The sequence below is a fragment of the Leifsonia sp. KNZ12-8B genome, from assembly GCF_056755495.1.
Genome location: NZ_JBPGXM010000017.1, coordinates 18077 through 44406 on the forward strand (window position 1 = coordinate 18077; position 26330 = coordinate 44406).

25 protein-coding genes and 1 pseudogene are annotated in these 26330 nt (G+C 72.1%); 11 read left to right on the forward strand and 15 right to left on the reverse strand.

Annotated elements, in window-relative coordinates; translation table 11 throughout:
• Positions 1-29: 29 nt before the first annotated feature.
• The 4 genes from ACR9ZG_RS04580 to ACR9ZG_RS04595 all read right to left on the reverse strand — a co-directional run bounded on the left by ACR9ZG_RS04580 (position 30) and on the right by ACR9ZG_RS04595 (position 2513).
• Positions 30-929 (reverse strand): patatin-like phospholipase family protein, encoded by a 900-nt coding sequence (locus ACR9ZG_RS04580; RefSeq protein ID WP_481283641.1) that lies wholly within the window; start codon positions 927-929, stop codon positions 30-32.
• A 167-nt stretch (positions 930-1096) separates the two neighbouring features.
• Positions 1097-1954 (reverse strand): SURF1 family cytochrome oxidase biogenesis protein, encoded by an 858-nt coding sequence (locus ACR9ZG_RS04585; protein WP_481283642.1) that lies wholly within the window; start codon positions 1952-1954, stop codon positions 1097-1099.
• Positions 1951-2175, reverse strand: a complete 225-nt coding sequence (locus ACR9ZG_RS04590) for a hypothetical protein (protein ID WP_481283643.1) — start codon at positions 2173-2175, stop codon at positions 1951-1953. The genes ACR9ZG_RS04585 and ACR9ZG_RS04590 overlap by 4 nt, the downstream gene beginning before the upstream one ends.
• Positions 2172-2513 carry a DUF3099 domain-containing protein gene (locus tag ACR9ZG_RS04595; RefSeq protein WP_481283644.1) on the reverse strand — a complete coding sequence of 114 codons (342 nt, stop codon included), beginning with the start codon at positions 2511-2513 and terminating at the stop codon, positions 2172-2174. The genes ACR9ZG_RS04590 and ACR9ZG_RS04595 overlap by 4 nt, the downstream gene beginning before the upstream one ends.
• 61 nt (positions 2514-2574) lie before the next feature.
• Between ACR9ZG_RS04595 and fabG the strand changes: the two genes are divergently transcribed.
• A complete protein-coding gene (fabG, locus tag ACR9ZG_RS04600; protein WP_481283645.1) occupies positions 2575-3285 on the forward strand; it encodes a 3-oxoacyl-ACP reductase FabG in 711 nt (236 codons plus the stop codon).
• Positions 3286-3315: 30 nt separating this feature from the next.
• On the opposite strand, the gene serB is transcribed toward fabG, so the two are convergent.
• Entirely contained in the window at positions 3316-3981 is a 666-nt protein-coding gene (serB, locus tag ACR9ZG_RS04605; protein ID WP_481283646.1) for a phosphoserine phosphatase SerB, read from the reverse strand.
• Complete coding sequence (glgC, locus tag ACR9ZG_RS04610) at positions 3978-5222, reverse strand: glucose-1-phosphate adenylyltransferase (RefSeq protein ID WP_481283647.1); 1245 nt, start codon at positions 5220-5222, stop codon at positions 3978-3980. The genes serB and glgC overlap by 4 nt, the downstream gene beginning before the upstream one ends.
• Positions 5223-5269: 47 nt before the next feature.
• On the opposite strand from glgC, the gene glgA reads away from it, so the two are divergent.
• From glgA to ACR9ZG_RS04625, 3 genes are all read left to right on the forward strand, one after another.
• Positions 5270-6451 carry a glycogen synthase gene (gene glgA, locus ACR9ZG_RS04615; RefSeq protein WP_481283648.1) on the forward strand — a complete coding sequence of 394 codons (1182 nt, stop codon included), beginning with the start codon at positions 5270-5272 and terminating at the stop codon, positions 6449-6451.
• A gap of 60 nt (positions 6452-6511) precedes the next feature.
• Complete coding sequence (locus ACR9ZG_RS04620) at positions 6512-7312, forward strand: ABC transporter ATP-binding protein (RefSeq protein WP_481283649.1); 801 nt, start codon at positions 6512-6514, stop codon at positions 7310-7312.
• A 118-nt stretch (positions 7313-7430) separates the two neighbouring features.
• The gene (locus ACR9ZG_RS04625) at positions 7431-7682 is read left to right on the forward strand and encodes a type B 50S ribosomal protein L31 (protein ID WP_301208435.1); all 252 of its coding nucleotides are present in this window, start codon (positions 7431-7433) and stop codon (positions 7680-7682) included.
• A 77-nt stretch (positions 7683-7759) separates the two neighbouring features.
• Here ACR9ZG_RS04625 and ACR9ZG_RS04630 read toward each other — a convergent pair whose 3' ends face one another.
• The 3 genes from ACR9ZG_RS04630 to treS all read right to left on the reverse strand — a co-directional run bounded on the left by ACR9ZG_RS04630 (position 7760) and on the right by treS (position 10707).
• A complete protein-coding gene (locus ACR9ZG_RS04630) occupies positions 7760-8167 on the reverse strand; it encodes a DUF4190 domain-containing protein (protein ID WP_481283650.1) in 408 nt (135 codons plus the stop codon).
• A gap of 45 nt (positions 8168-8212) precedes the next feature.
• Positions 8213-8896, reverse strand: coding sequence for an exonuclease domain-containing protein (locus ACR9ZG_RS04635; protein ID WP_481283651.1), 684 nt, complete (start codon positions 8894-8896; stop codon positions 8213-8215).
• Between the two features lie 101 nt (positions 8897-8997).
• Complete coding sequence (gene treS, locus ACR9ZG_RS04640) at positions 8998-10707, reverse strand: maltose alpha-D-glucosyltransferase (RefSeq protein WP_481283652.1); 1710 nt, start codon at positions 10705-10707, stop codon at positions 8998-9000.
• A 22-nt stretch (positions 10708-10729) separates the two neighbouring features.
• Between treS and ACR9ZG_RS04645 the strand changes: the two genes are divergently transcribed.
• Together ACR9ZG_RS04645 and ACR9ZG_RS04650 are read left to right on the forward strand one after the other, a co-directional pair.
• A complete protein-coding gene (locus ACR9ZG_RS04645) occupies positions 10730-11677 on the forward strand; it encodes an alpha/beta fold hydrolase (protein WP_481283653.1) in 948 nt (315 codons plus the stop codon).
• Positions 11674-12765, forward strand: coding sequence for a glycosyltransferase family 4 protein (locus ACR9ZG_RS04650; protein WP_481283654.1), 1092 nt, complete (start codon positions 11674-11676; stop codon positions 12763-12765). The genes ACR9ZG_RS04645 and ACR9ZG_RS04650 overlap by 4 nt, the downstream gene beginning before the upstream one ends.
• A gap of 6 nt (positions 12766-12771) precedes the next feature.
• On the opposite strand, the gene ACR9ZG_RS04655 is transcribed toward ACR9ZG_RS04650, so the two are convergent.
• Together ACR9ZG_RS04655 and ACR9ZG_RS04660 are read right to left on the reverse strand one after the other, a co-directional pair.
• Positions 12772-13371, reverse strand: coding sequence for a histidine phosphatase family protein (locus ACR9ZG_RS04655; protein WP_481283655.1), 600 nt, complete (start codon positions 13369-13371; stop codon positions 12772-12774).
• A 64-nt stretch (positions 13372-13435) separates the two neighbouring features.
• A complete protein-coding gene (locus tag ACR9ZG_RS04660) occupies positions 13436-14281 on the reverse strand; it encodes a Sir2 family NAD-dependent protein deacetylase (RefSeq protein WP_481283656.1) in 846 nt (281 codons plus the stop codon).
• Positions 14282-14362: 81 nt separating this feature from the next.
• Here ACR9ZG_RS04660 and ACR9ZG_RS04665 point away from each other — a divergent pair, with 81 nt between their 5' ends.
• Both ACR9ZG_RS04665 and ACR9ZG_RS04670 read left to right on the forward strand, forming a co-directional pair.
• Entirely contained in the window at positions 14363-15166 is an 804-nt protein-coding gene (locus tag ACR9ZG_RS04665) for a TrmH family RNA methyltransferase (protein WP_481283657.1), read from the forward strand.
• A gap of 115 nt (positions 15167-15281) precedes the next feature.
• Entirely contained in the window at positions 15282-16550 is a 1269-nt protein-coding gene (locus ACR9ZG_RS04670; RefSeq protein ID WP_481283658.1) for a D-alanyl-D-alanine carboxypeptidase family protein, read from the forward strand.
• Between the two features lie 30 nt (positions 16551-16580).
• Here the strand turns inward: ACR9ZG_RS04670 and ACR9ZG_RS04675 are convergent, their stop codons facing one another.
• Complete coding sequence (locus ACR9ZG_RS04675; RefSeq protein ID WP_481283659.1) at positions 16581-17369, reverse strand: SGNH/GDSL hydrolase family protein; 789 nt, start codon at positions 17367-17369, stop codon at positions 16581-16583.
• Between the two features lie 165 nt (positions 17370-17534).
• On the opposite strand from ACR9ZG_RS04675, the gene ACR9ZG_RS04680 reads away from it, so the two are divergent.
• The 3 genes from ACR9ZG_RS04680 to ACR9ZG_RS04690 are packed head-to-tail and all read left to right on the forward strand — an operon-like array spanning position 17535 to position 20930.
• Positions 17535-19361 (forward strand): DEAD/DEAH box helicase, encoded by a 1827-nt coding sequence (locus tag ACR9ZG_RS04680; protein WP_481283665.1) that lies wholly within the window; start codon positions 17535-17537, stop codon positions 19359-19361.
• Positions 19362-19379: 18 nt separating this feature from the next.
• A complete protein-coding gene (locus ACR9ZG_RS04685) occupies positions 19380-20105 on the forward strand; it encodes a VIT1/CCC1 transporter family protein (RefSeq protein ID WP_481283660.1) in 726 nt (241 codons plus the stop codon).
• Between the two features lie 45 nt (positions 20106-20150).
• Positions 20151-20930: an AMP nucleosidase gene (locus tag ACR9ZG_RS04690; RefSeq protein WP_481283661.1), complete on the forward strand. Its 780-nt coding sequence runs from the start codon at positions 20151-20153 to the stop codon at positions 20928-20930.
• A 73-nt stretch (positions 20931-21003) separates the two neighbouring features.
• Here ACR9ZG_RS04690 and ACR9ZG_RS04695 read toward each other — a convergent pair whose 3' ends face one another.
• The 3 genes and pseudogenes from ACR9ZG_RS04695 to ACR9ZG_RS04705 form a co-directional block, all read right to left on the reverse strand.
• On the reverse strand, positions 21004-24393 hold the full coding sequence (locus ACR9ZG_RS04695; protein ID WP_481283662.1) for an error-prone DNA polymerase: 3390 nt from the start codon (positions 24391-24393) through the stop codon (positions 21004-21006).
• 99 nt (positions 24394-24492) lie between these two features.
• Positions 24493-26079: a DNA polymerase Y family protein gene (locus ACR9ZG_RS04700; protein ID WP_481283663.1), complete on the reverse strand. Its 1587-nt coding sequence runs from the start codon at positions 26077-26079 to the stop codon at positions 24493-24495.
• A pseudogene (locus ACR9ZG_RS04705) lies at positions 26080-26330 on the reverse strand (hypothetical protein); the annotation flags it as partial. It abuts the gene before it with no gap.

Here is a 26330-nt window from a genome sequence, read left to right on the forward strand (position 1 = left end):
TGCTCGGCGGCTGGCGGCTAGGGCGGGGGCTAGCGCCAGAAGGGGGCGAGCGCTGTTGCGCGGGCCCGGCCGACGGCGCAGCCCGCGCGGGCGGCGGCCGGGCGCAGGGTGACGTCCATCGCGTTCTCGCCGAACAGGTCCTCCGACTCCGGGAAGATCGTCTCCACGGTGCTTCCGCTCGCCCGGAGGGCGTCCACCTGCGCCGCGAGGTGCACGCCCCAGGACGCCGGTGCGAGCGACCGGCCGCCGAAGGGCGACAGCACGAGCACGCGGGCGTACCCGGTGGCGAGGTCCGCGTTCTCGGCGTTCGAGCGGAAGCCGCCGTCGAGGTAGCGCTTGTCGCCGATCCGGAAGGGGAGGCCGCTGGAGCAGCTCGCAGCCACGGCATCCACCAGGTCGATGCCGCTGTCGCGGTCGAACACGACGCCCTCCCCGGTGCGCGCGTCGACGCCCGTGATCGCGATCGCGCGCTCCGGCCAGCGGGCGCCGGGGAGCCGCTGGGCGACGATGGCGCGCCAGCGCTCCGACCAGGTGCCGTCCGACTCCGCATCCGCAGCGAGGGCGGAAGCGCACAGCCGCCGCCGGTAGTCGGCCGCGTCGGCCGACTCCGCGATGAGGGCGGTCAGCCGTTGGAGCCCGCCGGCGGCCGGGCGGGAGAGGGCGCCTCCACCCGGCTTCCGTACAGGGAGGGGCGTGAGCGCGGCCTCGTACAGCTCGTCGGGCCGGGACGAGGCGAGCTGCGCCGCCGCGGTCGAGCCGGCCGAGGTGCCGACGGCGAGGTCCGGCGCGGTGACGTCGAGTCCGGCCGCGTGCAGGCCGGCGACCACGCCGATCAGCCAGGCGTTGCCGGTGGAGCCGCCGCCGCCGAGGACGAGGGCGCGCTCACGAGTGGGAGCAGCAGCAGAAGAAGAAGAAGAAGAAGGGTTCATGGGAGTCGCCTTTCGCGATGTCGCTGAACGGCGCTCCCGGCGGCGACTACCTCGGCCGCGCGATCGTGGGCTCGGGGGGAGCGCCCACTGTCGATGCGTACATGGGTCTCACCTCCTGGAGTCGGAACACGATCGGGAAGACCATAGCACCCCGCGTGCGCCCGCGCTCAGCGGGTGGCGTCGAGCAGCTCGTCCTCGATGTCGGCGTCGGTGCGCTTGCGGGCGCGGCGCCGCTCCCGCTCGGCGGCGCGCTCGCGCTCGGCCGGGTCGTCGGAGTTGCGCCGGCGGTACTCGGTGCGCAGCGCGTAGCCGAGACCGAAGAAGCCGATCAGCGCGAAGATGATCCACTGGATCATGTACGACCAGTGCAGCCCCTCGTCCTGCGTGGGCGGCGACGTCACGGTCGGGGTCGGCGCCTCGGCCGGGGACGGCGTCTGCGAGTCGAGCAGGCCGTACGCGCCGGTGTACACGTCCGCGTCGCCGAGCTTCTGCTTCACGACCGAGAGCTGGATGGTGCCCACCTGATCACCGGTGGCCGTGCGGCCCTGGATGGCCGGCTCGCTCGCCTTGAGCCGCGCGACGACCGTGACCGTTCCGGCGGGCGCGGCCGGCACCGCATCCGGCGCGTCGGTGTCGTTGCCCGTCGGAACCCAGCCGCGGTCGACGATGAACAGCGCGCCGTCCGCCGTGCGCAGCGGCGTCAGCACCTCGAAGCCGGGGCTGCCGTTGAAGGGCCGGTTGCGTGCGAGCAGCTCCTTGTCGCGCTCGTAGGTGCCCGTGATCTCGACGCGCCGCCACTCCTGCTTCGGGGAGTAGGAGGTGAGCGTCGGCAGCTCCTGCGTGAGCGGGACCGGCATGGAGTCGAAGTTGGCCGAGATGAGGTGGTTCGCCGCCGCGGCCTCCTTGCTCCTGGCCAGCTGCCAGTTGGAGAGGAACCCGCACGCGATGGCGAACGCGATCGCGAACGCCAGGTAGCCGAGCCAGCGCCGCGAGAACGCGAACCGCCAGCCGTCGCGCGCGCTCACGCCGTCGTCCTCTCGCCGATCGCGACCACGGACAGCGGGAAGTCGCGCGCGGCCAGGAACTCGCGCAGGTAGTCCACGTGCTCGTCGCACGCGAGCCACACCTTCACCCGGTCGGCCGTGTGGATGCGCGGATTGCGCCACTCCAGCCGCCACGCCGCCCGTTCGCGGCAGCCGGCGCGCGAGCAGGTGAGGGGCTCCGGTTCGCCGCCGAGTCCGATCACCGCTCCTCCTGCCGGTCGTCGCCCGCACCCGGAGGGGGAGGGGTCTGCGCTGCTGACGGCCCCTGCACGGGCGGGGGGCTCATAGGCAGGATATTGCCAGGACGCTGGACTTCTTCTCGACGCGGGTCGGCGCCGACGTTGGCGATGACGACGGCGAAGTACGGCAGGAAGATCGCCCCGATCAGCGGGACCGCCGCCCACCAGCCCGGCACGATGACCGCGACGATCAGGCAGACCACACGGATGCCCATGGCGACCGAGTACTTGATGACTCGGCGTCGGCGCTCCTCGTCGGGGGACAGGGGGAGGCTCGTGAGCGACGGGCGTGTGTTCTTCATATGCGTTGACTCCAGGGTACGTCCATAGACTGGTAGCCGTTTCGATTCGGAAGGAATACCCATGACCACACCCCGCACCGTGCTCGTCACCGGCGGCAACCGCGGCATCGGCTACGCGATCGCTCAGGAGTTCGTCGCGCAGGGGCACCGCGTCGCGGTCACCGCCCGCTCGGGCGAAGGCCCTGAGGGCTCGCTCACCGTGCGTGCCGACGTGACGGACGCCGCGAGCGTGGACGCCGCCTTCACCGAGGTGGAGGAGAAGCTCGGTGCGGTGGAGGTCGTGGTCGCCAACGCGGGCATCACCCGCGACACGCTTCTCATGCGCATGTCGGACGACGACTTCGACGCCGTCGTCGACACCAACCTGGGCGGCTCCTTCCGGGTGATCAAGCGCGCCTCCAAGGGCATGCTGAAGGCGCGGTTCGGCCGCATCGTGCTCATCTCGAGCGTGGTCGGCCTCTACGGCTCGGCCGGGCAGGTGAACTACGCCGCCAGCAAGTCCGGCCTCGTCGGCATGGCCCGCTCGATCACGCGCGAGCTCGGCGGCCGCGGGATCACCGCCAACGTCGTCGCCCCCGGCTTCATCGAGACCGACATGACCGCTGAGCTGCCCGAGGCGCAGCAGGCGGAGTACAAGCGCAACATCCCCGCCGGCCGGTTCGCGTCTCCCAACGAGGTCGCGAAGGTCGTCACGTGGATCGCGGGCGACGACGCCGGGTACATCTCGGGCGCGGTCATCCCGGTCGACGGCGGCCTCGGGATGGGGCACTAGGGCACGACGCCCGCGGGCCGCGGGCGTCGGTCAGCCGCGCAGGCCGAGCAGCGGGAGCACCTGCGCGAGGTCCTGCCGGTCGATCACGAGGTCGGCCTCCTGGCGCACCTTCGGCTTGGCGTTGAAGGCGATGGAGAGGCCGGCCTCCGCCATCATGCGAAGGTCGTTGGCGCCGTCGCCGATGGCGACGGTCTGCGAGAGGTGCACACCGGCGTCGGCGGCCCAGAACAGCAGGGCCTGCGCCTTGGCGGCGGCGTCGACCACCGGGCCCTCCACGTCGCCGGTGAGCACGCCGTCGCGGACCTCCAGGCGGTTGGCGCGCCAGTGGTCGAGGCCCAGCCGCTCGCCGAGCGGGTCGAGGATCTCGTGGAAGCCTCCCGAGACCACGCCGATGCGCCCGCCCGCCGCCTGCACGCCCGCCACCAGCTCAGGGACACCGTCGGTGACGCGGATGCGCTCGCCCACGCGGGCGAACACCTCCACCGGGAGCCCTTCGAGCGTGCGGACGCGCTCGCGCAGGCTCTGCTCGAAGTCGAGCTCGCCGCGCATCGCGCGCTCCGTGATGGCGGCGACCTCGGTGCGCGAGCCGGCCTCCTCGGCGAGCAGCTCGATCACCTCGTCGTGGATGAGGGTCGAGTCGGCGTCGAGGACGACGAGCCAGCGGGCGCTTCTTCTGTTGTGCTCTGCGGTCGTCATGGAACGACGTGGACTCCCTTGCCGACCACGGTGATGCCGGAGTCGGTGACGGTGAAGCCGCGGGCGCGGTCGCGGGCGGGGTCGACGCCGATGCGGGCGCCCTCGGCGACCACCACCTCCTTGTCGAGGATGGCCCGGCCGACGAACGCGTTCGGCCCGATGACCGCGCGGTCGAAGACGACAGAGTCGATGACCTTCGCCCCCGAGTCGACCTTGGCCCACGGCCCGAGCACGCTGCGCTCGAGGTGCGCCCCCGAGATCACGGAGCCGAGCGAGACGATCGAGTCGATCGTCGTCCCGAGCGCTCCGCGGCCGTCGCGCACGATCTTCGCGGGCGGGGAGTTGACCACCTGCGAGAAGATCGGCCACTGGTCGTTGTAGAGGTTGAAGATCGGCAGGGTCGAGATGAGGTCCTGGTGCGCCTCGAAGAACGAGTCGATCGTCCCGACGTCGCGCCAGTAGTAGCGGTCGCGGTCGGTGGAGCCCGGCACGTCGTTGTTGTTGAAGTCGTAGACCGCGGCCTCGTCGCGCGAGACGAAGTCGGGGATGATGTCGCCGCCCATGTCGTGGTTGGAGTCCGGGCGGTCGCCGTCGCGGATCACCGCGTCGATGAGCGCATCCGCGTCGAACACGTAGTTGCCCATCGAGGCGAGCACCTCCTCGGGGGAGTCCGGCAGGCCGACCGGGTCGCTCGGCTTCTCGCGGAAGGCCGCGATGCGGTCGGGCCGCGCGGCGTCCACCTCGATGACGCCGAACTGGTCGGCCAGCGAGATCGGCTGCCGGATGGCGGCGACCGTCGCCGGGGCTCCCGAGTCGATGTGCGCCTGGATCATCTGGCCGAAGTCCATCCGGTACACGTGGTCGGCGCCGACCACGACGACGATGTCGGGCTTCTCGTCGCGGAGGAGGTTGAGGCTCTGCAGGATGGCGTCCGCCGATCCGCTGAACCAGCGCTTGCCGAGCCGCTGCTGGGCGGGCACGGAGGCGATGTACGAGTTCGTGATGCCGTCGAGGCGCCAGGTCTGCGACACGTGCCGGTCGAGGCTGTGCGACTTGTACTGGGTGAGCACGACGATCTGGCGCAGCTGGGAGTTGATCAGGTTGGACAGCGCGAAATCGATGAGGCGGTACTGGCCGCCGAAGGGGACCGCCGGCTTCGCCCGGTCGGCTGTCAACGGCATCAGCCTCTTGCCCTCCCCGCCCGCTAGTACGATGCCGAAGATCTTCCTGCCTGCTGCCATGAGCACCACAGTAGAGGCAAGTGGGGGGCTGTACTAGCGTTCTCGACATGCGCGTCGATCTTCTGACCCGGGAGTACCCGCCGGACATCTACGGCGGGGCCGGGGTCCACGTCACCGAACTCGTCCGTGCCCTGCGGGCCGACACCGAGGTGCGCGTGCGCTGCTTCGGCGAGCCGCGGGAGGAGGCGGACACGTTCGCCTATCGCATACCGGCTGAGCTGCTGGGCGCGAACGGCGCGATCACGACGCTCGGCGTCGACCTGCAGATGGCGCAGGACTGCGGGGGAGCGGACGTCGTCCACTCGCACACCTGGTACGCGAATGCGGGCGGCCACCTGGCGAAGCTGCTGCACGGCGTTCCGCACGTGGTGACCGCGCACAGCCTGGAGCCGCTGCGCCCGTGGAAGGCCGAGCAGCTCGGCGGCGGCTACCGCGTCTCCAGCTGGGCGGAGAAGACCGCGTTCGAGGCGGCCGACACGGTCATCGCCGTGAGCGACGGCATGCGCCGCGACATCCTGACCTCCTACCCCTCGCTCGACCCGGCGAAGGTCGTCACCGTCTACAACGGCATCGACCTGGAGCGCTGGCAGCCGAACCACGACGAGGAGCTCGCACGCTCGCTCGGCGTCGACCCGAGCCGGCCCGCCGTCGTGTTCGTCGGCCGCATCACCCGGCAGAAGGGGCTGCCGTACCTGCTGCGTGCCGCGCGCCTCCTGCCGCCGGAGGTCCAGCTGATCCTGTGCGCCGGCGCGCCGGACACGCCCGAGATCCTCGCCGAGGTGACCGCGCTGGTGGAAGGGCTGCAGGCCGAGCGCGACGGCGTCGTCTGGATCGACCGGCTGCTGCCGAACGACGAGCTGCGGGCCGTGCTCACGGCCTCCACCGTCTTCGTCTGCCCGTCGATCTACGAGCCGCTCGGGATCGTGAACCTGGAGGCCATGGCGTGCGGCCTGCCGGTCGTCGGCACCGCGACGGGCGGCATCCCCGAGGTCATCGTGGACGGCGTGACCGGCCGGCTCGTCCCCATCCAGCAGCTGCAGGACGGCACGGGCACCCCCACGGACCCGGAGGCGTTCGTGCGCGACCTGGCCGCGGCGCTGACCGAGGTCGTGAGCGACCCGGCGCAGGCGGCGCGGATGGGCGCGGCGGGGCGCGAGCGGGCCGAGACGTCGTTCAGCTGGGCGACGATCGCCGAGCAGACAAAGGACATCTACCGGTCGCTGACCTGACGGCGGTCCGCGGGCTCGTCGGCGTCATCTCCTGCGCCGCGCGTGGGTAGGCTAGAGGCCATGGCCAGCAGCGTTCTCCGACTTCGTGACGTGTCCGTGACTCGGGACGGCAACCCCGTCCTCCAGGGAGCCGACTGGGCGGTGGAGCCGGACGAGCGCTGGGTCATCCTGGGGCCGAACGGCGCGGGCAAGACGACGCTGCTGCAGGTGGCCGCGGCGTCCCTCCACCCGACCTCCGGCGAGGCCACGGTGCTGGGCGAGACGGTCGGCAAGAGCGACCTGGCCGAGCTGCGCCCGCTGCTGGGCTTCGCCTCCAGCGCTCTCGCCCGCCGCATCCCGCGCACCGAGCGCGTCGTCGACGTCGTGATGACGGCCGCGTACGCCGTCACCGGCCGCTGGAACGAGCTCTACGAGGACATCGACGAGCGCCGCGCCCGCCGCGTGCTCGCGGAGTGGCACCTCGAGCACCTCGCCGAGCGCACCTTCGGCAGCCTCTCGGACGGCGAGCAGAAGCGCGTGCAGATCGCCCGCTCGGTGATGACCGACCCCGAGATGCTGCTGCTCGACGAGCCGGCGGCGAGCCTCGACCTCGGCGGTCGCGAAGAGCTGCTGCAGCTGCTCGGCGGCTACGCCAGCGACCCGAAGTCGCCCGCCATCGTCATGGTGACCCACCACGTGGAGGAGATCCCGCTCGGCTTCAACCGCGCGCTGCTGCTCAAGGAGGGCCGCATCACCGCGCAGGGGCCGCTGCAGGAGGTCATCACGAGCGAGAGCCTCAGCGAGACCTTCGGCGTCGATGTCGAGCTCACCGAGATCGACGGCCGCTACAGCGCGCGGGCGCGTCAGGCGATCGCCGACTGATCTGCTAAACTCGATAGCTGGTCCCCGAACCGTCGTGTCCGGCGTGACCGTGACGCTTCCCGTCCACGCGCTCAGCGCGGACACGACCGACCGAACACTACGCAACAAGGAAGTCCTGATGAAGACTGACATCCACCCCGCCTACGCCCCGGTGGTTTTCCGCGACCTGGCCTCGGGTGCGACCTTCCTCACCCGTTCGACCGTCTCCAGCGAGAAGACGATCGAGTGGGAGGACGGCAACACCTACCCGGTGATCGACGTCGAGATCTCGTCGGAGTCGCACCCGTTCTACACCGGCAAGCAGCGCATCCTCGACTCGGCCGGCCGCGTCGAGAAGTTCAACTCGCGCTACAAGAACTTCGGCAAGTAAGGCCCAGCGCCTCACGCGTCGAGAAGGCCCCCGCTCCGGTGGAGCGGGGGCCTTCTGCTGTCAGCGGCGGTCGTCCCTCAGGGGTTGTACTGGTACTGCGTCGCCGCGACGCCGAACGCGATGAAGACGATGATCCCGACGATGAGGCCGATCAGGACCTGCGCGAAGCCGATGATGATGCCGGCGATCGCGAGGCCGCGGCCCTGCTCGCCGGTGCGCTTGATCTGCGACAGCGCGATGAAGCTGAGGACGATGCCGACCACGCTCACCACGATCGACAGCACGAAGCCGAGGATCGCCATCGTGTTGTAGCGCGGCTGCTGCGGGTAGGGCTGCTGGGCGTAGCCGTAGGGGTCCTGCTGGCCGTACGAGGGCTGCGCGGGCTGCTGCTGAGGAGACTGCTGCTGAGGCTGCCCGTACGGTTGGCCCGCCGGCTGCTGCGGCGCCGGGTCCGGAGGCGGCGCTGCGGGGTTCGTGTCGCTCATGCGTCGAACTGTAGCGAGCCTCCCGTGCGCGCGTCAGTCCTCAATTCAGCGGATCGGCCAGGCCCCCGACGTCGTGAACTCCGGGTCGCGGACGCGGCGCATGTACTCCTGGAAGTCGGCGGCCTGCTCGTTGCACCAGTCGACCTGCCGGCGGTGCAGCTCGGCGGCCTCCACGGCGAGCACGTCCGCGTGGATGCGGGCCAGCGCCTGGGCGACGCGGCCGGCGGCGATCGCGTCGGCGCCGGCGTCGTGCGCCTCCAGCAGGCTGACGCCGTAGTGCGTCGCCGTGACCGTGAGGGTGCGCTTGCCGCGGCGGTACTTGTCGACGGCCCTGTCGATGACGAGCGGGTCGATGATGGGGCCGGGGGAGACGAGCGGGGGGATGCCGTGCCGCTGCGCCTCCCGGTCGAGCAGGGTGAAGTCGTAGGGGGCGTTGTAGGCGACGACGGGGATGCCGCGGTCGAACAGGCTGCGCAGCTGCGCGACGATGGCGGCGACGCCGCGCGCCGGGTCCATGCCGAGCTCTCGTGCCTGCGCCGTCGTGATGCCGTGGACCGCCGTCGCCTCCGACGGGATCTCGACGCCGGGATCGAGCAGCCAGTCGCGCCGGTGGACGACCTCGCCGTCGGCGTCGAGCAGGCCGACGTGGGCGGTGACGATCCTGGCCGTCTCCACGTCGATCCCGGTGGTCTCGAGATCGAAGACGCCGAGTTCGTGGTGCCAGCTCATGCCATCAGGCTAGGCAGGCGCCTCCGACACTCCCGGCAGCGACGCGCCGGTTGTGGAGGGCCGGGTCGTCCACAGGAGCGGTCACGACCCGGCCGTGGCGCTCAGTCGCGGCGCGGCTCCAGGTGCAGCCAGTAGAAGTTCTGCGTGCCGAGCGTGAGCGTGAAGCGGCCGTCCTCGGCCACGGTCGGGAACTCGGCGCCGCCGAACAGGTCGTACAGCGTGCGGCCGGCGAGCTCCGGCGCCTCCAGGGTGACCGAGACGGGATTGTGCGCGAACGAGAACACGCACAGCACATCCTCCGGCTGGTCGCCGAAGTGCGACCCGCTGCCCGCGTACGAGCGGACGAACGCGAGCACGGACTCGTGATCGGTCTGCAGCACGCGGATGCTGCCGAGACCGAACACGGGGTGCGCCTTGCGCACGTGGATGACGTTGCGGATCCAGTGCAGCAGCGAGCGGGACTGCGCGAGCTGCGCCTCCACGTTGACCTGGTTGTAGTGGTACACGAGCGACTGGACGATGGGCAGGAACAGCTTGCCGGGGTCGGCGCTGGAGAAGCCGGCGTTGCGGTCGGGCGTCCACTGCATGGGCGTGCGGGACGAGTCGCGGTCGGGCAGCCAGATGTTGTCGCCCATCCCGATCTCGTCGCCGTAGTACAGGAACGGGCTGCCCGGGAGCGAGAACAGCAGGGCGTGGGCGAGCTCGAGCTCGGCGCGAGAGTTGTCGAGCAGCGGGGCGAGCCGCCGCCGGATGCCGATGTTGGCGCGCATGCGCGGGTCGTAGGCGTACCAGCCGTACATCGCCTGCCGGTACTCCTCGCTCACCATCTCGAGCGTCAGCTCGTCGTGGTTGCGCAGGAAGACGCCCCAGGCCGCCCCGGTCGGGACGTCGGTGGTCTCGGACAGCACCCGGACGAGCTCGCTCGCCTGCTGCGAGCGCAGCGCGTAGAAGATGCGCGGCATGACCGGGAAGTCGAACGCCATGTGGCACTCGGGCTCGTCGTCGGTGCCGAAGAAGGCCGCGACCTCGCGGGGCCACTGGTTCGCCTCGGCGATCATGATGCGGCCGGGGTAGTCGCGGTCGACCCACTCCCGGAGCCGCTTGATGAACTCGTGCGTCTTGGGCTCGCCCTCGCCGTTGCCCTCGTCGGACTCGTACAGGTAGGGGATGGCGTCGAGGCGGAACCCGTCGACGCCCATGTCGAGCCAGAACTTCACGACGTCGAACATGGCCTGGTGCACGGCCGGGTTCTCGAAGTTGAGGTCGGGCTGGTGGGAGAAGAAGCGGTGGAAGTAGAACTGCCTCCTGGCCTCGTCGAAGGCCCAGTTGCTGTCCTCGGTGTCCACGAAGATGATGCGGATGTCGGGCCACTTGTCGTCGGTGTCGTTCCAGACGTAGAAGTCGCCGTACGGGCCGTCGGGGTCGGCGCGGGACTGCTGGAACCACTCGTGCTGGTCGGAGGTGTGGTTCATCGGCAGGTCGATGATGATGCGCATGTTGCGCTCGTGCGCCTTCGTCACCAGCTCGCGGAACTCGTCGATGGTGCCGAACTCCGGCAGGATCGCGGTGAAGTCGGAGACGTCGTAGCCGCCGTCGCGCAGCGGGGACTGGAAGAACGGCGGCAGCCAGAGCGCGTCGATGCCGAGCCACTGCAGGTAGTCCAGTTTGGAGATGAGGCCGGCGATGTCGCCGGAGCCGTCGCCGTTGCTGTCGACGAAGGACCTGACCATGACCTCGTAGAAGACGGAGCGGCGGTACCACTGGGGGTCGAGGGTGAGTCCTGGCAGCGTGATGGGCGCGGTGAAACTCACGGTTCTCCTTAGACTTGAGGCGATGAGCGCACACTCACCCTACGCCGACGCCCTGCAGCGCGTGCCCGTCCGGACGGGCGAGCTGCCCCTCCTCGGCGGGATCACCCGGTACTGGGACTACGGAGACCCGGCGGCCGCGACGACGATCGTCGTCGTGCACGGCTTCCGCGGCGACCATCACGGGCTGGAGCCGGTGGTCGCACAGCTGCGCGGCGTGCGCCTGGTCTCGCCCGACCTGCCCGGCTTCGGCGACTCGACGCCGCTGACGGAGGCGCCGCACGACATCGACGGGTACGCCGCCTGGCTGCGCGCGTTCGTCGAGGCGCTGGCCCCGGAGGGCCGCGTGGTGCTGCTGGGCCACTCGTTCGGGTCGATCGTGGTGTCGGGTGCGCTCGCGACGCGCTCCGCCGACGACGTGCTCCGGCCGGACGCCGTCGTGCTGGTGAACCCGATCGGGCAGCCGGCGCTGGAGGGCCCGCGCGGCATCCTGACCCGGCTGGCGATCTTCTACTACTGGCTCGCGGCGGTGCTCCCGGAGCGGCTCGGCTTCGCGCTGCTGCGCAACCGCGTGATCGTGAGGGTGATGAGCATCGCCATGGCGAAGACGCGGGATGCGGCGCTGCGGCGTTTCATCCACGACCAGCACGACCGCTACTTCTCGGCCTTCAGCGACCGGCGGGTGGTGCTGGAGGCGTTCCGCGCGTCCGTGTCGCACGACGTCAGCGAGTACGCGCCGCGCATCCCCGAGCCCAGCCTGCTCGTGGCGGCGGTCGACGACGACATCACGCCGATCGCGGCCGAGCGGAGGCTGCGGACGCTGTTCCCGCAGGCGCGGCTGGTCGAGCTGCCGGGCGTCGGGCACCTCATCCACTACGAGAAGCCGGTGGAGGCCGCGCGCGCGATCGAGGCGTTCCTCGCGGCGGAAGGGCTGGCGGGAGAGGGACTGGCAGGAGAGGGGCCGGCGTCGTGAAGATCCTGTTCGACTGCCGGTACACCCGGATCGGCCGGCACGACGGCATCAGCCGATACACCGCCGGCCTCGTCACCGAGCTCGCGAAGCGGCACGCGGTGACCATGCTCATCAGCGACCACCGCCAGCTGGAGCTGCTGCCCGACCTGCCCTGGGAGCTGATCCCGTCGCCCACCGCGGTCGGCGAGCCGTGGGTGGCCCGGCACGTCAACCGGCTGGACCCGGACGTCGTCTTCACGCCGATGCAGACGATGGGCGGCTTCGGGAGGCGCTACCGGCTCGTGCTGACCGTGCACGACCTGATCTACTACAGCCACCCGACGCCGCCGCGGGACCTGCCGGCGTTCGTGCGCGGGCTGTGGCGGCTGTACCACCTGGCGTGGTGGCCGCAGCGGCTGCTCCTGAACCGCGCCGACGCGGTCGTGACGGTCTCGCAGACGACCAAGAAGCTGATCGCCGACCACCGGCTGACCAGGCGCCCGGTCTACGTCGTGCCGAACGCGGCCGACATGCCGCCCATCCCCGAGGAGCGTGCGTCGCGCACGGCGGCGGAGACGAAGTCGCTGGTCTACATGGGCTCGTTCATGCCGTACAAGAACGTCGACACGCTCGTGCGCGCAGCGGCCCTGCTGCCGGAGTACGAGCTGCACCTGATGAGCCGGGTCTCCGACACCGAGCGCGAGCGGCTGCAGGGGCTCGCGCCCGCGGCGCGGCTGGTGTTCCACGGCGGCGCGAGCGACGAGGAGTACGCGGAGACGCTGGCGGCGGCCACCGCGCTGGTGACGGCCTCCCGCGACGAGGGCTTCGGCATCCCGGTGCTGGAGGCGATGACGCTCGGCACGCCGGCGGTCGTCAGCGACATCCCGATCTTCCGCGAGATCGGCGGCGACGCGGCGCTGTACTTCGACCCGGAGTCGCCGGAGGAGGTGGCCGCCCGGGTGCGCCACCTCGAGGAGGACGGGGTGTGGGCCGCGCGCTCTGCGGCCTCCCGCCAGCAGGCGGCCCGCTACTCGTGGGCGGCGTCGGCCGAGCACCTGCGGACCGTGCTCACGGCGACGGTCGGACGCGCGGAGAGCCACAGGAAGTAGTGCGGTCTACATCACCGACGCGGTGAGCAGGTCGCGGTCCTCCGGGCCGAGGTTGAACCGGTCGAGGGTGAGCCGGCCGTCGTCGTAGACGAACCGGTGGACCGATCCGTTCGGGATGACCTCGCCAGGGCCGGGGAGGGCGTGCTCCGTCACGTGCCGCACGAGCGAGCCGATCACGCCGCCGTGGCTGACCACGATGACGTGCTCGCCGTCATGCTCGGCGCCGAGCTCCAGCAGGGCGGGGAGCGCGCGCTCGACGACCTGGTCCCGCGACTCGCGGCCGGGCACGGGCGTGCCCTCGGGCCAGCGGGCGAGGATCTCGGCGCCGGTGAGGCCCTCGGCGTCGCCGTAGCGGCGCTCGGCGACCGCCGGCAGCGGGTGCGGCTCGCCCAGTCCGAGATGGCCGGCGATGATGCGCGCGGTGTCGAGGGCGCGGCTCAGCGGGCTGGCGTAGATCGCGTCGAAGGAGCCTCCGGCGAGCGCGCGGCCCGTCGCCTCGGCCTGTGCGCGGCCCGTCCCGTTGAGCGGGATGTCGCTGGAGCCCTGGATGCGCTTGGCGAGGTTCCAGTCGGTCTGGCCGTGGCGGACGAGGGAGATGAGGGTCACGCGCATCCTTTCGGTCGCAGGACGCGCGGCGAGCTCGGGCGGCAGCGCAGAGGCGGCCGTCCGGTCAGGCGAGCCGGCGGGAGAGCTCGACGAGCGTCTCCGTCGTCCCACCGTTCAGCTTAACGGTCGCACGGCCGTCGCCCTTCGTCTCGCCCCGGTTGACGATGACGATGGGGAGCCGGCGGCGCCGCGCCTCCTCCAGCAGCCGGATGCCGGAGTTCACGACGAGGGAGGAGCCGGCGATGAGCAGCGCGTCGGCCGAGCGGACGAGCGCGCTCGCCTCCCGGTACTTCTCCGGCGGGATGAACTCGCCGAAGAACACGACGTCGGGCTTGAGGTGGCCGCCGCAGACCGTGCAATCGGGGACGACGAAGGCGTCGACGTCGTGCACGATCGCGTCGCCGTCCGGTGCGATCTCGATCGCGCCCTCGGTGTCGAGCCAGGGGTTGGCGGCGTCGATGCGGGCGGTGATGGCCTCGCGGGCGAAGATCTGGCCGCAGACGAGACACAGCACCCGGTCCATGGCGCCGTGCAGGTCGACCACGCGGCGCGAGCCCGCCTGCTTGTGGAGGCCGTCGACGTTCTGCGTGACGACGCCGTTGGTCGCGCCGGCGGCCTCCAGCGTCGCGAGGGCGCGGTGGCCGTCGTTCGGCCGGGCAGCGGCGAACCGGCGGTAGCCGAGGTGGCTGCCCGCCCAGTACCGCTTGCGGTAGGTGTCGTCGGCCAGGAACTGCTGGAACGTCATCGGCGTGCGCTTCGGGGCGCCCTCGCCGCGGTAGTCGGGGATGCCGGAGTCGGTGGAGACCCCGGCGCCGGTCAGCACCGCGAACGTGCGGCCGGCCAGGAGATCGGCGGCCCGATCGAGGTCGCGTGCCAGCTCGGGCGGGAGCGACGTCGTCAGGGTGTTCACGGGTGACCTCCAGGGGTGACAGGCATGAGTCTAAACGCTCCGGTTTTCCGAATTGTTTCGGGCGCCTGGCAGTCTGGAGCGATGCACCTCCACCGCATCGACGACCTCTCCGCCGACGGCCTCGCCGACTACTCCCGGCTCACCGACGTCGCGCTGCGCCGCGTGACCGAACCGGAGGGCGGCCTGTACATCGCCGAATCGACCAAGGTCATCACCCGGGCACTCGCCGCGGGGCACCGGCCGCGCTCGGTGCTGCTGCAGGAGCAATGGCTCCCCGACGTGGAGCCGCTGCTCGCGCCGTACCCGGACGTGCCCGTGTTCGTCGGCGACGCGGAGGTGCTGGAGCGCCTGACGGGCTACCACCTCCACCGCGGCGCCCTCGCGGCCATGCACCGGCCCGCGCTGCCCGACCCGCGGGAGCTGCTGCGGGACGCGCGGCGCGTCGTGGTGCTGGAGGACATCGTCGATCACACGAATGTCGGGGCGATCTTCCGCAGCGTCGCCGGGCTCGGTGCCGACGCCGTGCTCGTGACGCCGCGCTGCGCCGATCCGCTGTACCGCCGCAGCGTCCGGGTCTCGATGGGCACGGTGCTGCAGGTGCCGTGGACGCGGCTGCCGGAGTGGGGGGAGGCGGCTCCGCTCCTCCACGAGGCCGGGTTCGACATCGCCGCGCTGGCCCTCGCCGACGACGCGGTGAGCCTCGACGCGTACGCGGCCGCGCCTCCCGAGCGGGTCGCGATGGTGCTCGGGTCGGAGGGGGACGGGCTCAGCAGGCACGCCCTCGCCGCCGCGGACACGGTGGTGACCATCCCGATGCTGCACGGGGTCGACTCGCTCAACGTCGCCTCGGCGAGCGCGGTCGCGCTGTGGGCGCTGCGGGTGTGACGACGCCGGCCGCCGGGCGTCCGCCTGGCGCGTTCTCAGGGCCCGCATACGGACCCCCGATTAGAATCCCTGCGTGCCCCAACTGCCTCCCGTCACCGATCCACGCCGTCCGACCATGACACGGGCCGATGCGCAGGCGGCGGCGGAGCGGGCGCGGCGCCGCGCGGTGTACCGCCGGCGGAGGATCGTCGTCTTCGGCTCGGCCGGGGTCGTGCTCGCGTTCCTGTTGTACGTCTTCGGCGCCATGGTCGCGCCGCTGCCGGCGACGGCCGCCGCGCTGGACTCGAACGCCACGGCCGGGACCATCACGCAGCCAGCCGCGCAGCTCGCCTGGCCCGGCTACGGTTCGGCGGCGATCACCGCGCCCGACTACGAGGGCGCAACGCAGTACCACGGCAGCGACGCGAGCGTGCCGATCGCGAGCATCACGAAGACGATCACGGCGCTCGTCGTGCTCGACAAGAAGCCGCTGAGCGGCGGCGAGCAGGGCCCCAGCATCTCCTTCACCCAGGAGGACGTCGACATCTGGAACCAGGTGGTCGCGGCGGGCGGCTCGTGGGCCCCGGTCGAGGCCGGGACGTCGATGACCGAGAAGGAGGCGCTCACGGCGATGCTCCTCCCGTCGGCGAACAACTACGCCATCTCGCTCGCGAACTGGGCGTTCGGGTCGACCTCGGCGTTCGTGAAGGCCGCCAACGCGTGGCTCGACGACAAAGGCTTCAGCGGGACCAGGATCACGACGCCCGACGGCCTCGACCCTGGCAACGTGAGCACCACGAAGGACCTCATCGGCCTCGGGAAGCTGGTGCTCGCCTCCCCGGCGCTGTCGTCGATCGTCTCGCAGAAGACGGCGACACTGCCGGGCGCGGGGGCGCAGGACAACACCAACGTGCTGCTCGGCGTAGAGGGCATCGACGGGATCAAGACCGGCAACACCGACGAGGCCGGCAACTGCCTCCTGTTCTCGGCCGAGGTCGGGGTCGGGAAGGCGAAGGTCCGGGTGCTCGGAGTTGTGCTCGGCGCCCCGACCCACGACGACCTGTGGGCGGGCACGCAAGCGCTGCTGACCAGCGTGAAGGCCGGCTTCCACGAGGTGACCGTGGCGGCGAAGGGCCAGAAGTTCGGCTCGTACGCGACGGCGTGGGGCGCGGGCTCCGGGCTCGTCGCGACCAAGGCGGCGTCGTTCGTCGTGTGGTCGGACACGCCCGTGACGGTGAAGGTGGAGACGCAGCAGCTGCAGTCGGGCTTCGCCGGCGACGAGGTCGGCTCGGTGTCCTTCACTCTCGACGGGAAGACGCAGACGGTGCCGCTCGCGCTGGCGCAGGACCTTCCGGACCCTGGCCTCGGCTGGCGGCTGGCGCACCCGGGCGGGCTGGGGGCGTAGCCGCCCTGACGCCGAGCGGCGCGTCGCCGCTCAGTCGCCGCTGATCAGGAACGGACCGGCCTCCGGCCGCTTCGCCGTGACGTGGTCGCCGGAGGACTGGTGCCGGATGCGGCGCAGCACCCACGGCACGAGGTACTCGCGCGCCCACGACAGGTCCTCGGAGCGGGCCTGGCGCCAGGTGCGCGGCGGCAGCGGCTCCGGCTCCCGCGGCTGCAGGTCGTTGTCGACGTTGAGCGCCGCGAGCACCATCCTGGCGACCGTGTGGTGGCCGAGCGGGGCGAGGTGGAGGCGGTCGGGCGCCCACATCCGCTGGTCCTGGATCTCGGTCAGCGCCCACTGGTCCGCGACGATGCAGTCGTAGCGCGCGGCGATGGCCCGCACGTTCTCGTTGTAGATCGCGACCTTGCCGCGGATGCCCCGGAAGACGGGGGAGAAGCCCACGTCGACGCCGGTGAACACGACGATGGTCGCGCCATCGACGCTCAGCCGGCGCACGGCCTCGTCGAACAGTACGGCGATCTGGTCCGGGTCGGTGCCGGGGCGGATGACGTCGTTGCCGCCCGCCGAGATGGTGATGAGGTCCGGACGGAGGGCGATCGCCGGCTCCACCTGCTCGTCGAGGATCTGCTTGATCAGCTTGCCGCGCACCGCGAGGTTGGCGTAGGCGAAGTCCTCGGTCTGCTGCGAGAGCACCTCGGCCACGCGGTCGGCCCAGCCGCGGTGGCCGCCCGGGCTGCGCGGCTCGGGGTCGCCGATGCCCTCCGTGAACGAGTCGCCGAGGGCGACGTAGCGGGACCACGGATGCTGCGCTTCGACCATGCCTCCATTCTGCCTCCGTCACCACGCCGCCCGTCGAGTGGTGAGTCGTTGCGGGTTGCGGCGCCGAGGAGTGACACCAGGTCACGACTCGGCGGGGTGTCGGTGGGGTGTCGGTGGGATGTCGGTGGGGGCACGGTAAACTCGGGTCAAGTGGAGACGACAGCACTGCCCGAGCCGGCCGACGCGAGCGAGCCCGACGAGGGCACCGGTCCCGGCGCGCACGCCGGAAGCTTCGCCGCCGAGCACCTCTCCCCGTCGTTCCCCGAGCGCGCCGCGTGGGGCACCGCCGGCAAGCTGCGGGCGTGGCAGGCGGAGGCGCTCGACGAGTACTTCCGCACCGAGCCCAAGGACTTCCTCGCCGCGGCGACGCCGGGCGCCGGTAAGACGACCTTCGCACTCCGGCTCGCGACCGAGCTGATCAACCGCCGCACGGTCGAGCGGGTGACGGTGGTCGCGCCGACCGAGCACCTCAAGCGGCAGTGGGCGGAGGCGGCATCGCGGGTGGGCCTCCACATCGACCCCGAGTTCAAGAACGCCGACGGCCGCTACGCCCGGCACTACAAGGGCGTCGCGGTCACCTACGCGCAGGTCGCGATGCGGCCGAGCCTGCACAAGGACATCACCGAGGGCGCGAAGACGCTCGTCATCCTCGACGAGGTGCACCACGGCGGCGACGCGCTCAGCTGGGGCGACGGCATCCGGGAGGCGTTCGAGCGGGCCGAGCGGCGGCTGTCGCTCACGGGTACGCCGTTCCGCTCCGACACCGCGCCGATCCCGTTCGTCACCTACCTGCCCGACCGGCAGGGCATCCGCACCTCGCTCACCGACTACAACTACGGCTACGGCCGCGCGCTCGAGGATGGCGTCGTGCGTCCCGTCATCTTCATGGTCTACGCGGGGCACATGCGCTGGCGCACCAAGACCGGCGACGAGATGGAGGCGCGGCTCGGCGAGGGCAACACGAAGGACATCACCGCGCAGGCGTGGCGCACGGCGCTCGACCCGCGCGGCGAGTGGATCCCGGCGGTGCTGAGCGCGGCCGACCGCCGCCTGACCGAGGTGCGCAACGCCATCCCGGACGCCGGCGGGCTGGTCATCGCGACCGACCACTACGCGGCTCGCGCGTACGCGGACCTGCTGCAGCAGATCTCGGGCGAACCGGTCACTGTCGTGCTCTCGGACGAGAAGGAGGCGAGCGACCGGATCGAGGAGTTCTCGAAGGGCTCTTCGCGCTGGATGGTCGCCGTGCGCATGGTGTCGGAGGGTGTGGACGTGCCGCGGCTCGCCGTCGGCGTGTACGCGACCAGCGCCTCCACGCCGCTGTTCTTCGCGCAGGCGATCGGCCGCTTCGTGCGCGCCCGGCGCCGCGGCGAGACGGCGTCGGTGTTCCTGCCGAACGTGCCGACGCTGATGGCGCTCGCCAACGCGCTCGAGCTGGAGCGCGACCACGCGCTGGACCGGCCGACCGACGAGAACGCCGAGGGCGACCTGTGGAACCCCGAGGACGCGATGATGGCGGAGGCGAATCGCGAGGATCGCGCGTCCGAGTCGCTGACCGAGCTGTTCGCGTACGAGGCGCTGGGCTCGGAGGCGAACTTCGACCGGGTCCTGTACGACGGCAAGGAGTTCGGCACCTTCGCCGTGCCCGGCACGGACGAGGAGCAGGACTTCATCGGCCTCCCGGGCATCCTGGAGCCGGAGCAGGTGCACGAGCTGCTCATGCAGCGGCAGCAGCGGCAGGCCCGCCGCCACTCGTCGCGGCCCGCCGCCGCGGAGGGGCACCCGCCCGCGCCGCTGCACCGCTCGCTGAAGGAGCAGCGTCAGCTGCTCAACAGCCTGGTCGGGCTCTACTCGAAGAACTCGGGGGAGCCGCACGGCCTCATCCACGCCGAGCTGCGGCGGGTGTGCGGCGGCCCGGCGGTGGCGCAGGCCAGCGTGACGCAGCTGCAGGCGCGCATCGAGTTCCTGCGCAAGCGCCTGGGCCGGGGCTGACCCGCCTAGGCTGAGGTCATGGCAGACGAGATCGGGGTCGGGGCGCACCCCGGCGAGCCGCATCGCGAAGGGCTGGCCCAGCGGCTGAACTGGCTGCGCGCGGGCGTGCTCGGCGCGAACGACGGGATCGTCTCGGTGGCGGCCGTGGTCGTCGGTGTCGCGGGGGCGACGCCGGAGGTGCCGGCCATCCTGACCGCGGGCATCGCCGCGCTCGTCGGCGGCGCGATCTCGATGGCGCTGGGCGAGTACGTGTCGGTGAGCAGTCAGCGCGACAGCGAGCACGCCCTCATCGCCAAGGAGCGCCGCGAGCTCGCAACCATGCCCGAGGAGGAGCTGGAGGAGCTGACCGGGCTCTACGAGGCCAGGGGCCTGCGGCCAGAGACCGCCCGGCAGGTCGCCATCGAGCTGACCGAGCACGACGCGCTGGCGGCCCACCTCTCCGTGGAGCTCGGCATCGACCAGGACGACGTGGTGAGCCCGTGGCACGCCGCGCTGGCGTCGGCGGTCGCGTTCACGATCGGCGGCATCCTCCCGCTGCTGACCATCCTGCTGCCGGCCGAGCTCCGCATCCCGCTGACGTTCGTGATCGTGCTCGCGGCCCTCGCGGTCACCGGGTACGTGGCCGCCTGGATCGGCGGCAGCGCCCGGGCGCGGTCGGTGCTGCGGCTGGTGATCGGCGGTGCGCTGGCGCTCGCGGCGACCTTCGCGATCGGCGCGCTGCTGGGCACGACGGGCGTGGTGTAGGCCGGTGGTGCCGGTCATGGTGTCGGCGGTGAGGCGGGAGGCCGGGTGAAGGAGAAGCAGGAGATCGTCCGCGACTGGCTGCCGCGGTACACGGGGACGCCGCTGGAGGGCTTCGGCGAGCACGTCCTGCTCACGAACTTCGTCGACTACGTCGAGCGCTTCGCCGAGTGGTACGGCACCGAGGTGCGCGGCCGCGAGAAGGCGATGCCCAACGCGACCGCCGACGGCATCACGATGATCAACTTCGGGATGGGGAGCCCGAACGCGGCGACGGTGATGGACCTCCTGAGCGCGGTGTCGCCGAAGGCGGTGCTGTTCCTCGGCAAGTGCGGCGGGGTCAAGCGCAAGAACCAGCTGGGCGACCTCGTGCTGCCGATCGCGGCCATCAGGGGCGAGGGCACCTCCAACGACTACCTGCCGCCCGAGGTCCCCGCGCTGCCGGCGTTCCAGCTGCAGCGGGCGGTGTCCACCTCCATCCGCGATGCCCAGCACGACTACTGGACGGGGACGGTCTTCACGACCAACCGGCGGGTGTGGGAGCACGACGACACGTTCAAGACGTACCTGCGGCGTACGCGGTGCATGGCGGTGGACATGGAGACGGCGACGATCTTCGCGGCCGGCTTCGCCAACCACATCCCGAGCGGGGCGCTGCTGCTGGTGTCCGATCAGCCGATGGTCCCGGAGGGCGTGAAGACGGCCGAGAGCGACCGCGGCGTGACGACGCAGTTCCAGGAGCGACACATCCGCATCGGGGTGGAGGCGCTGCGCCTGGTGCGCCGCCGCGGCCGGAGCGTGCGGCACCTCCGCTTCGAGGACGACTGACCGCGAGGGGCGTCGTTGTGTCGTAAATCCACCGGAATAGCGGCACAACGACGCCCCTCGGCGGGCAGCGGGGTCAGCGGAAGTCGCGGGAGGTGGTGCGCACGCCGGTCTCCAGGCTCTCCAGGCGGTCGGCGACGATATTGACCACGCCCTCCTCGCTGCGCTCCAGGATGCCGCGCACGATCATCGCGGGCGCCGTCCTGGCGACCCGGCGGTAGCGGTTCCACACGCCGACCGGGCAGACGACGTTCACCATCCCGGTCTCGTCCTCGATGTTGAGGAAGGTGACGCCCGCCGCTGTCGCCGGCCGCTGCCGGTGCGTGACCAGGCCGCCGATCTCGATCCGGCGCCCCGACTCCCCGGCGGCGAGCGCGTCGGCCGGCTGCACCCCGCGTGCGGCGAGGGCGGGGCGCAGGTAGCGGATGGGGTGGTCGTCGGTCGAGATGCCGGTCGACCAGAGGTCGCTGGCGAGCTGCTCGGCGGGGGAGAGCATGGGCAGCAGCGGCGGCTGGACCGTCACGACCGTGTTCGGCAGGTACTCGGCGCGCTCCTGGGCGGCGTTGCCGGCCTCCCAGATGGCCTGCCGGGTGGTGAGGCCGAAGCCCTCGAACGCGCCGGCCGCGGCGAGCGCCTCCAGCTGTGCGACGGTCAGGCCGACCCGGCGGTTGAGGTCGGCGAGGCTCGCGTACGCGCCGTTCGCCTCCCGCTCGGCGACGATGCGCTCGGCGAGCCGCTCGCCGATGGAGGTGACCCCGGCGAGCCCGAGCCGGACCGCGTGCCCGGCGTCGCGGCGGTGGGCGGCGAAGTCGAGCGGCACCGACGGGTCGAACGGGGCGACGGGAGGCTGGTCGCGCTCCAGGCACGGGTCGGTGCCGGTGGGCGCCTCCCGCCCCGCCACCGTCGGCTCCAACAGCGGGAACACCCCGGAGCGCTGGATGTCGGGCCGCTCCACCACGACGCCGTGCCGCCGCGCGTCGGCGGTCAGCGTGCGCGGCGAGTAGAAGCCCATCGGCTGCGCCCGCAGCAGCCCGGCGAGGAACGCTCCTGGGTAGTGCAGCTTCACCCACGAGCTGACGTAGACGAGCAGCGCGAAGCTGATCGCGTGGCTCTCGGCGAAGCCGAAGTTCGCGAACGCCTCGATCTTGGAGTAGATCGCGTCGGCGTCCTCGCCGGTGATGCCGTTGTGCGCCATCCCGTCGTACAGCTTCGCCTTGAGCGCGTCGATCTTCTCGACCCCGCGCTTGGAGCCCATCGCGCGGCGCAGCAGGTCGGCGTCCTCGGCGGTGCAGTCGCCGACCGCGACCGCCATCTGCATGAGCTGCTCCTGGAACAGCGGGACGCCCATCGTGCGCTCCAGCACCGGCACGAGCGACGGGTGGAGGTACGTCACCGGCTCCTTGCCGAGCTTGCGCCGGATGTACGGGTGCACCGCCCCGCCCTGGATGGGCCCCGGCCGGATCAGCGCGATCTCGATCACGAGGTCGTAGAAGCTGCGCGGCTGCAGGCGCGGCAGCGTGCCGATCTGCGCCCGGCTCTCCACCTGGAACACGCCGATGGAGTCGGCGCGGCAGAGCATGTCGTAGACGCCCTGCTCCTCCTTCGGGATGGTGTCGAGCGTCCACTCCTCGCCGAGCGCGGCCGCGATGGTGCGCATCGAGTAGTCGAGGGCGCTGAGCATCCCGAGGCCGAGCAGGTCGAACTTGACCAGGCCCATCCACGCGCAGTCGTCCTTGTCCCACTGCAGCACCGTGCGGCCCTCCATGCGGGCGTGCTCGATCGGGCACACCTCGCCCACCGGCCGGTCGGTGAGCACCATGCCGCCGGAGTGGATGCCGAGGTGCCGCGGGAACTTCAGCACCTGCTGGGCGAGCTCGACCACCTGGTCCGGGATGTCGTGGTCGGTGGTCGGCACCGAGCCCCAGGAGTCGATCTGCTTGCTCCACGCATCCTGCTGGCCGGTGGAGTAGCCGAGCGCCTTCGCCATGTCGCGCACCGCGTTCTTGGGCCGGTAGCTGATGACGTTCGCGACCTGGGCCGCGTTGTGCCGGCCGTACTTGGCGTAGACGTACTGGATGACCTCCTCGCGCCGGTCCGAGTCGAAGTCGACGTCGATGTCCGGCTCCTCCTCGCGCATGCTCGACAGGAACCGCTCGAACGGCAGGTCGTACTTGATGGAGTCGACCGCGGTGATCCCGAGCAGGTACACCACCGCCGAGTTCGCCGCCGAGCCGCGCCCCTGGCAGAGGATGCCGCGGCTGCGGGCGAACCGCACGATGTCGTGCACGATGAGGAAGTAGCCGGGGAAGTCCTTCGCCTCGATCACGTCGAGCTCGCGCTCGATGCGCTCCCGCTTGGCCGGGTCGCGGTCGAGGTCGGGGTAGCGCTCTGCGGCGCCGCGCCAGGTCAGCTCGCGCAGCCAGCTCATCGGGGTGTGCCCCTCCGGCACCTCCTGCTTCGGCAGCTTCGGGCGGGCGCTGCGGAGGCGGAAGGAGAGGTCGTCGGCGATCTCGACCGTCCGCTCGACCGCGCCCGGGAAGCGTGCGAAACGCGCGGCCATCTCGCGGCCGCTGCGCAGATGCGCGGCGCCGGCGGCCGGCAGCCAGCCGTCCATCTCGTCGAGGCTGCGGCGCGCGCGCACCGCCGACACCGCGGTCGCGAGCGGGAACTGCGCGGGCGAGGCGTAGTGGACGTTGTTGGTCGCCACCACCGGCAGGCCAAGCCGCCCGGCGATCCGCGCCAGCACGTCGTTGTCGGTGCTGTCGCGCGGGCCGCCCTGGTCGATCAGCTCGACCAGCACGCTGTCCCGGCCGAACAGCTCCACCAGCCGGGCCACCTCCCGCTCGGCCGCACGCTCGCCCTCCCTGGCCAGCGCGAGCCGGACGTCGCCCTTCCTGCAGCCGGTCAGCACCATCCACTCGCCGCCCGCCTGCTCGGCCAGGGTGGGGAGGTCGTACACCGGCCGCCCCTTCTCCTCACCCGCCAGCTGGCCCTCGGTGAGCGCGGCGGCCAGCCGGTGGTAGCCCTCCTGCCGGCGGGCGAGGACGACGAGGTGCGAGCCCTCCGGGTCGGCCTCGCCGTTCTGCGGCCGGCTCAGCGACAGCGACAGCTCGGCGCCGAACACCGTCTTCACCCGGTCGTACGCCTCCGCCGCCTCGGCCAGCCGCACGACGCCGTACAGGCCGTCGTGGTCGGTGAGCGCCAGGCCGCTGAGCCCCAGCCGGGTCGCCTCCTCCATCAGCTCCTCCGGCGAGCTCGCGCCGTCGAGGAAGCTGAACGTGCTGTGGGCGTGCAGCTCGGCGTACGGGACGTGCGCCCCCTCGGGCTCGACGGGCTCCAGCGGCCGGGCGACGTACTTCTGGCGCTTGCGCGAGGAGGGCCGCTCGTCCTCCGGCGCGGGCGTGCTGCGCCCCGACAGCCGCCGCTCGAACTCGGCCCACGGGATCGGCGGGTTGTTCCACCCCATCGCTACCGCCTCCTCCGACCTGAACGAGTTGGCACGACACGCCGTGCGGGCATGCCGGCGGACGGCGTGTCGCGCCAACGGGATGGAGCGGGGACGCGGCTAGTCATACCGGGCCTCCGCGAACCACGCCGAGCCGGTCAGCACCAGCAGCCAGGCGGTGCCCGCGGCATCCACCAGCTGGAACCGGTTCACCGCGCTCGACAGCGCCGCATCCCACCACCGCTCCCGCACCGGCCACGGCCCCGCCCAGGAGTCGACCGGACGCGCGTCGCGCTCGGCGCCGGTCGGCGAGAACAGCGCGATCGGCGCCGTCACCTCCCCGCGCCCGGTCACCTGCACCGGCTCGCCGTCCGCCGTCAGCACCGCGACCGGCCGCGGCACCTCGAACACCGTCGACGGCGCCGGCGCCGGCAGCGACCCCGGCCACGGCCGGTCCGACCGCGCCACCCCCACCGGCCGGTCGCCCCACGGCACCAGCACCTGCCGCTCCGCCGGCGCCCTGCCCCCGCCGATCGCCGCCGTCAGCACCGCGTCATGGCCCAGCATGCTCTGCACCCGGGTGAGGCCGTGATGGATGCGCTCGTCAGCGCCTCCACCCCACAGCCCGTCCTCGTGGTGGCCGATGTCGTCCACCGCCTCCGGGGCCAGCAGCACCCGGGCGATGGGGGAGGCGAGGCCGGGGTCGAGCGCGCCGGCGCCCTGCAGCTGCCAGCGCACCCGGTCCACCACGTCCGCCGCCGAGAACAGCCGTGGATGCAGCCACGTGCGCTCGCTCGTCCTCCCGTCGTCGTCGGTCACCTCCACCTGCAGCGACGTGCACACCAGGCCCGCCTTCGTCAGCCCGGCCACGAACTGCTCGGCCGTCGCCCGCACGGCGAACGTCACCTGATCCACCCGGTCGAGCGGAGGCTCGAACGCGATCTCGCGCTCCAGCTGCTCCGGCGGCGTCCGCGGCACCACCGCGGCGCCGTCCCGGCCGCTCGCCAGGTCGTGCGCGTGCTCGCCGCGCTCGCCGAAGCGCTCGCGCACGTCGGTGCGGGCGAGCGCGGCCAGGTCGCCGAGGGTGTGCAGGCCGAGCCGGCGCAGCAGGGGAGTGAGGTCGGTCAGGCCGAGCTGAGCGATCGGCAGCGGCGCGAGGAAGGCGGGGGTGCCGCCGGGCGGGATGATCCGCACCCGCGCCGCACCCGTCGAGCGCGCGGCCTGCTCGGCGGCGTACGGGCCGTCGGCGATGCCGATCCGCGCGTCGGGGTGCCCGAGCGCCTCCAGGCAGCGCAGCAGCTCGGCCGCCGCGGCCTCCTCGCCGCCGTAGTACCTGGCCGGTCCGCGGGCGCGCAGCACGCAGGTGCCTGGACGCACCGGCTGCACGCCCGGCGTGATCTGCTCGACCGCCTCCAGCACCGGCTCGAAGGCGCGGGCGTCGAGCACCGGGTCGTACGGCGCCGTCACCAGCTGCGGACAGCGCGCCTGCGCCTCGCGCAGCCGGAGGCCGCGCGTGACGCCGTCGGCGCGCGCCGAGGCCGAGCAGGCGTAGACCATGCCCTTGTCGACCAGGGCGAGCGGGGCGTCCTCCGGCAGGTCGAGCGTCTGGCGGGCGGCGAGCACCGGCCAGTCCGGGCACCAGAGCACGATCGCGCGGGTGACGGCGGGGGCGCCCGGTCCCGCCGCGGTGGAGGTCGCGGGCCCCACCTAGCTCACCGCCTCCAGCCGGGTGGGCCCGGAGACCCGGAAGCTCTCGTCCATCGCCGGCAGCCACAGCTCGGCGCGCCGGCGCGGGCCGGAGCCGCCGCGCGGTGCCGCCTCCACGGTCACCCGCCGCGACGAGAGGTAGCCGGTGCCGGTGCCGAGGCCGTCCCAGCCGCTGCGGGCGACGGTGAGCGACGCCTCCACCTGGGGCCAGTCTCCCGCGACGATCAGCGTGCTCTCGCGCTGCCGCAGCC

Excerpts from the sequence above, each read along its gene's own strand:
- fabG (WP_481283645.1), top strand. The coding sequence starts at position 2,575 with ATGACCACACCCCGCACCGTGCTCGTCACCGGCGGCAACCGCGGCATC.
- serB (WP_481283646.1), bottom strand. The coding sequence starts at position 3,981 with ATGACGACCGCAGAGCACAACAGAAGAAGCGCCCGCTGGCTCGTCGTC.
- ACR9ZG_RS04580 (WP_481283641.1), bottom strand. The coding sequence starts at position 929 with ATGAACCCTTCTTCTTCTTCTTCTTCTGCTGCTGCTCCCACTCGTGAG.
- ACR9ZG_RS04665 (WP_481283657.1), top strand. The coding sequence starts at position 14,363 with ATGCACCTCCACCGCATCGACGACCTCTCCGCCGACGGCCTCGCCGAC.
- ACR9ZG_RS04595 (WP_481283644.1), bottom strand. The coding sequence starts at position 2,513 with ATGAAGAACACACGCCCGTCGCTCACGAGCCTCCCCCTGTCCCCCGAC.
- ACR9ZG_RS04675 (WP_481283659.1), bottom strand. The coding sequence starts at position 17,369 with ATGGTCGAAGCGCAGCATCCGTGGTCCCGCTACGTCGCCCTCGGCGAC.
- ACR9ZG_RS04670 (WP_481283658.1), top strand. The coding sequence starts at position 15,282 with ATGACACGGGCCGATGCGCAGGCGGCGGCGGAGCGGGCGCGGCGCCGC.
- ACR9ZG_RS04635 (WP_481283651.1), bottom strand. The coding sequence starts at position 8,896 with ATGAGCTGGCACCACGAACTCGGCGTCTTCGATCTCGAGACCACCGGG.
- glgA (WP_481283648.1), top strand. The coding sequence starts at position 5,270 with ATGCGCGTCGATCTTCTGACCCGGGAGTACCCGCCGGACATCTACGGC.
- glgC (WP_481283647.1), bottom strand. The coding sequence starts at position 5,222 with ATGGCAGCAGGCAGGAAGATCTTCGGCATCGTACTAGCGGGCGGGGAG.
- ACR9ZG_RS04645 (WP_481283653.1), top strand. The coding sequence starts at position 10,730 with ATGAGCGCACACTCACCCTACGCCGACGCCCTGCAGCGCGTGCCCGTC.
- ACR9ZG_RS04620 (WP_481283649.1), top strand. The coding sequence starts at position 6,512 with ATGGCCAGCAGCGTTCTCCGACTTCGTGACGTGTCCGTGACTCGGGAC.
- ACR9ZG_RS04695 (WP_481283662.1), bottom strand. The coding sequence starts at position 24,393 with ATGGGGTGGAACAACCCGCCGATCCCGTGGGCCGAGTTCGAGCGGCGG.
- ACR9ZG_RS04630 (WP_481283650.1), bottom strand. The coding sequence starts at position 8,167 with ATGAGCGACACGAACCCCGCAGCGCCGCCTCCGGACCCGGCGCCGCAG.
- ACR9ZG_RS04625 (WP_301208435.1), top strand. The coding sequence starts at position 7,431 with ATGAAGACTGACATCCACCCCGCCTACGCCCCGGTGGTTTTCCGCGAC.
- ACR9ZG_RS04685 (WP_481283660.1), top strand. The coding sequence starts at position 19,380 with ATGGCAGACGAGATCGGGGTCGGGGCGCACCCCGGCGAGCCGCATCGC.